The organism is Curtobacterium sp. MCBA15_001 (assembly GCF_001864835.1).
In the GTDB taxonomy this organism is placed as follows: domain Bacteria; phylum Actinomycetota; class Actinomycetes; order Actinomycetales; family Microbacteriaceae; genus Curtobacterium.
Map to the genome: position 1 here is coordinate 77,540 of NZ_MJGI01000006.1, position 4,626 is coordinate 82,165.

A 4,626-nucleotide genomic window follows, 5' to 3' on the forward strand; every position below is an offset into this window, starting at 1 on the left:
GCACCGTGCCTCCTGTCTGTCTGCACCACGGTGACGGACACCCGCACCGCCGACAGCGAACACACGCGAAGTGGTGCGTTGCAACCGATAAGTTCGACATCAAGCGACAACTGAACGGGAGCTTTTCCATGGCCGAAGCAACACTGAACCCCAGTGTTTTTGACCGCCTTCTGAGAGACCGGATCGTGTGGCTCGGCTCCGAGGTCCGCGACGACAACTCGAACGAGATCGCAGCCAAGCTGCTGCTGCTCGCCGCCGAGGACCCTGAGAAGGACATCTACCTCTACATCAACTCGCCCGGTGGCTCGATCACCGCGGGCATGGCGATCTACGACACGATGCAGTTCGTGCCGAACGACATCGTCACCGTGGGCATCGGCCTCGCCGCCTCGATGGGGCAGTTCCTGCTCTCGTCGGGCACGCCCGGCAAGCGCTACATCACCCCGAACGCCCGCGTGCTCCTGCACCAGCCGTCCGGTGGCTTCGGCGGGACCGCCGCGGACATCCAGACGCAGGCGAAGGTCATTCTCGACATGAAGCAGCGCATGGCCGAGCTGACCGCCGAGCAGACCGGCAAGTCGATCGAGCAGATCCTCAAGGACAACGACCGCGACAACTGGTTCACGGCGCAGGAAGCCCTGGACTACGGCTTCGTCGACCACCTCCGTGCGTCGAGCGCCGAGGTCATCGGCGGTGGCGGCACCGTCAGCGACGGCGAGACGCCCACCCCGGCAGCCGACCCCGACGCCCAGTCCTGATCCCCACCGTAGAAAAGGAAACGAGAATGCATCTCCCCATGCTCGGTGGCGCGCAGAACGTCCCGGCTCCCACCGATCGGTACATCCTGCCGAGCTTCGAAGAGCGCACGGCCTACGGCTACAAGCGGCAGGACCCGTACGCCAAGCTGTTCGAGGACCGCATCGTGTTCCTCGGCGTCCAGGTCGACGACGCGTCGGCCGACGACGTGATGGCCCAGCTGCTCGTGCTCGAGTCGATGGACCCCGACCGCGACATCGTGATGTACATCAACTCGCCCGGTGGCTCGTTCACCGCGATGACGGCGATCTACGACACGATGCAGTACATCCGTCCGCAGATCCAGACGGTCTGCCTCGGCCAGGCTGCCTCGGCCGCGTCGGTGCTCCTCGCTGCCGGTACCCCCGGCAAGCGTCTGGCGCTGCCGAACGCCCGCGTGCTCATCCACCAGCCCGCGACCCAGCAGGGTGGCGGTCAGGCGTCGGACATCGAGATCCAGGCGGCGGAGATCCTCCGCATGCGCACCTGGCTCGAGGAGACGCTGTCGAAGCACTCCAACAAGACGGCCGAGCAGGTCAACCACGACATCGAGCGCGACAAGATCATGTCTGCGGCCGAAGCCGTCGAGTACGGCCTGATCGACCAGGTCCTGACGAGCCGGAAGAACCTGCCGGCGCTCGTCAAGTAGCACGACACGAAGGGCCCCGCACCGAGGTGGTGCGGGGCCCTTCGTCGTGCGTGGGACGGCGCTCCGCCGCGCTCGCCCCCCGAGGTTCCACAATCTCGGCATCTCGAGCATCGGGACCGGGTACTTGCCGCACCGCGAAGGACGTGAGCGGCAAGTCGTGGCACCTCGGCGGGCGTCGTGGGGGACCCGTGAGGCGTCCGGGCGTCCGGGCGTCCGGGCGTCCGGGCGCCGTGGGTGACCCGTGAGTCGTCCGGCCGTCAGCCGTCGGTGCCGTCGGCGTCGTCCGCGTCGGGCGCGGGGGCCGGGCGGCGCCGGACCAACAGCAGCACGGCGACGACCGCGCCGACGACGACGATCCCGCCGGCGCCGATGAAGAGCGCATCGGACGCGCTCGAGTCCGAGCTGCCCGAGGCGGTCCCCGTCGTCGTGTCCGAGCCCGCCGAACCCGACTTCGCGCACGCCGGCGGCTTGACGGAGCCCTTCGCGGCGGCGAACCCGGCGGGCGCCGTCCACGTGAACGGGTACTGGTCGGACACGGTGTGCCCGTCGGCCGACACGATCTGCCACTCGACCTGGTACTTGCCGGAGGCGCCGAGCGACGCGGCCGTGGTCATCGAGGGTCCGTCGATCGCGACGCACCCGTCCTCGTGGTAGCGGCCGTCCGGTCCGACGATGCGGAACGCGAACCCGGACCCGGTGCCGCCGATGTCGAGCAGCTTGTCGTTCGTGGTGATCTCGAACGACTTCGGCAACGCGGTGAGCGTGCCGTCCACCGCGGGTGTCGACGCGATCAGGTAGTTGTGTGCGTTCGCCGGGCCGGCGAGCCCGAGGACCGCACCACCGACGGCCAGGAGGAGCGTGGCGGCGCCCGCCACGAGCCTCCTGGCCGTCCTGTGGTCGCGACGCGTGTCGGTCACTTGGTCCCGCTGCTGCGGCGACGCGTCGCCGCGACCGCGACGACCAGGGCGGCGGCGCCGAGGACCAGGCCGCCCAGGCCCAGGAACCTGCCGACCAGGTCGGGGTCCGTGCTGGCGGCGGAGGTGGCGGCCGCGGTCGTCGCGGTGTCCGACGCGGTGGTCGCGTCGTCGTCACCCTCGGTGGCCGCCGATGCCGCGGTCAGGGTGATCGACGGAGCGGGGTGCTCGGGCTCGGCCTTGCCCGCCTGCTGCGCCTGGTCCCATTCGGTCGAGCCCTGCTCGCAGGTCTGCGTGACCGGGAGCGACACGACGGTGCCGGGCTTGCCGTCGGGCAGTGAGAACGACAGCGAGAAGGTGTCGCGTTCGTCGGCGGGGAGCGGGGTCTTCGCGGTGTACGTGACGCTGGTCACGCGCTCGCCGGCATCAGCTGCGGACTCGTCGTCAGACGCTGCCGAGGCGCTCGTGTACGGCTCGGTGGTCTTCGTGATGTCCCAGTTCGGGTTCACGGTGGGGGTGACCTCGATGATCGAGGACGGGATGTGGAACTGCAGCTTCGTGGTGGGGGAGCCGTCGCAGCCGTGGGGCACCGAGAAGGTGGCGGTCGTGTAGGAGTCCGCGGCGGTGCTCGTGCTCGTCGCCTCGACGTGTGCGCTGGCGGCGGCTGCGGTGCCCAGGACGATGGCTGCGGCGACGGCGAGGGTCGCGGCGCTGCCGACGGCGAGGCGCTTCTGCATGAGGGTGGTTCCTTCCACGGTGTGCTCCAGCTTGCTCTACAACTTGTAGAACCAGCACGCCCAACCTAGCAGCACTCAACGCCCACGGCGAACGCGCCGTCGGAAACGCGCTCGGCGTCGCCGTGAGTGTCGCCGGATGCGGTTAGGCTCGGTCCCACGACGACCTCGTGCACCGGCGCATCGGTGCACGTCGACCAGGGAAGGCGCGGAGCATGGCACGCATCGGTGAGAGCGCGGACCTCCTCAAGTGCTCGTTCTGCGGCAAGAGCCAGAAGCAGGTGCAGCAGTTGATCGCCGGTCCCGGCGTCTACATCTGTGACGAGTGCGTCGAGCTCTGCAACGAGATCATCGAGGAACGCCTGGCCGAGGCCAGCGACGAGTCCGGCAGCGGCGAGTTCGAGCTGCCGAAGCCGCGTGAGATCTTCGACTTCCTGCAGGAGTACGTCATCGGGCAGGACCCGGCCAAGCGGGCCCTGGCGGTCGCCGTCTACAACCACTACAAGCGCATCCGGGCGCAGGGCACGATCACCGCGGCGGAAGACCGCGACGACGTCGAGATCGCGAAGTCGAACATCCTGCTCATCGGTCCGACGGGCTGCGGCAAGACCTACCTGGCGCAGACCCTGGCCAAGCGGCTCAACGTGCCGTTCGCCGTCGCCGACGCCACGGCGCTGACCGAGGCGGGCTACGTCGGCGAGGACGTCGAGAACATCCTGCTCAAGCTGATCCAGGCCGCCGACTACGACGTCAAGCGCGCCGAGACCGGCATCATCTACATCGACGAGGTCGACAAGATCGCCCGCAAGGCCGAGAACCCGTCGATCACGCGCGACGTCTCGGGCGAGGGCGTCCAGCAGGCCCTGCTCAAGATCCTCGAGGGCACGGTCGCCTCGGTCCCGCCGCAGGGTGGTCGCAAGCACCCGCACCAGGAGTTCATCCAGATCGACACGACGAACGTGCTGTTCATCGTCGCCGGCGCCTTCGCCGGGCTCGAGGAGATCGTGTCCTCGCGCGTCGGCAAGCACGGCATCGGGTTCGGGGCGCAGCTGCACAGCCCGCTCGACCACCAGGACCTGTACGCCGACGTCCTGCCCGAGGACCTGCACAAGTTCGGGCTGATCCCGGAGTTCATCGGTCGTCTGCCCGTCGTCACGACGGTGTCGCAGCTCGACCAGGCGGCGCTCATGGAGATCCTGACGAAGCCGAAGAACGCCCTGGTGCGGCAGTACCAGCGGATGTTCCAGATCGACGGGGTGGAGCTCGACTTCGACCAGGGCGCGCTCGAGGCGATCGCCGACCTGGCCGTGCTGCGCCAGACGGGTGCCCGTGGCCTCCGCGCCATCATGGAGGAAGTGCTCGGGCCGATCATGTTCGACGTGCCCTCGGACGACGACGTCGCCCGTGTGGTCGTCACCCGCGCGTCCGTGCTCGAGAACGCGGCGCCGACGATCGTGCCGCGTCAGCAGGCGAAGCGCATCGAGAAGTCGGCGTAGTCGCCGGCCACCGCCGTCCACGCGACAGGCCCCGTACC

Annotated in this window: 5 protein-coding genes; 3 read left to right on the plus strand and 2 right to left on the minus strand. The window is 68.9% G+C overall.

Going from position 1 to position 4,626, the window contains the following annotated elements; all coding sequences use genetic code 11:
- The first annotated feature begins 128 nt into the window (after nt 1-128).
- Both BIU90_RS03110 and BIU90_RS03115 read left to right on the plus strand, forming a co-directional pair.
- Nucleotides 129-758, plus strand: coding sequence for an ATP-dependent Clp protease proteolytic subunit (locus BIU90_RS03110; protein ID WP_071298778.1), 630 nt, complete (start codon nt 129-131; stop codon nt 756-758).
- A gap of 26 nt (nt 759-784) precedes the next feature.
- Nucleotides 785-1,444 carry an ATP-dependent Clp protease proteolytic subunit gene (locus BIU90_RS03115; RefSeq protein ID WP_071298779.1) on the plus strand — a complete coding sequence of 220 codons (660 nt, stop codon included), beginning with the start codon at nt 785-787 and terminating at the stop codon, nt 1,442-1,444.
- A 257-nt stretch (nt 1,445-1,701) separates the two neighbouring features.
- On the opposite strand, the gene BIU90_RS03120 is transcribed toward BIU90_RS03115, so the two are convergent.
- Together BIU90_RS03120 and BIU90_RS03125 are read right to left on the minus strand one after the other, a co-directional pair.
- On the minus strand, nt 1,702-2,361 hold the full coding sequence (locus BIU90_RS03120; protein ID WP_071298780.1) for a copper resistance CopC family protein: 660 nt from the start codon (nt 2,359-2,361) through the stop codon (nt 1,702-1,704).
- Nucleotides 2,358-3,095 (minus strand): YcnI family protein, encoded by a 738-nt coding sequence (locus BIU90_RS03125; RefSeq protein WP_071298781.1) that lies wholly within the window; start codon nt 3,093-3,095, stop codon nt 2,358-2,360. Before BIU90_RS03125 ends, BIU90_RS03120 begins: the two co-directional genes overlap by 4 nt.
- Before the next feature lie 212 nt (nt 3,096-3,307).
- Here BIU90_RS03125 and clpX point away from each other — a divergent pair, with 212 nt between their 5' ends.
- Nucleotides 3,308-4,588, plus strand: coding sequence for an ATP-dependent Clp protease ATP-binding subunit ClpX (gene clpX / locus BIU90_RS03130; protein ID WP_071298782.1), 1,281 nt, complete (start codon nt 3,308-3,310; stop codon nt 4,586-4,588).
- Nucleotides 4,589-4,626 lie beyond the last annotated feature (38 nt).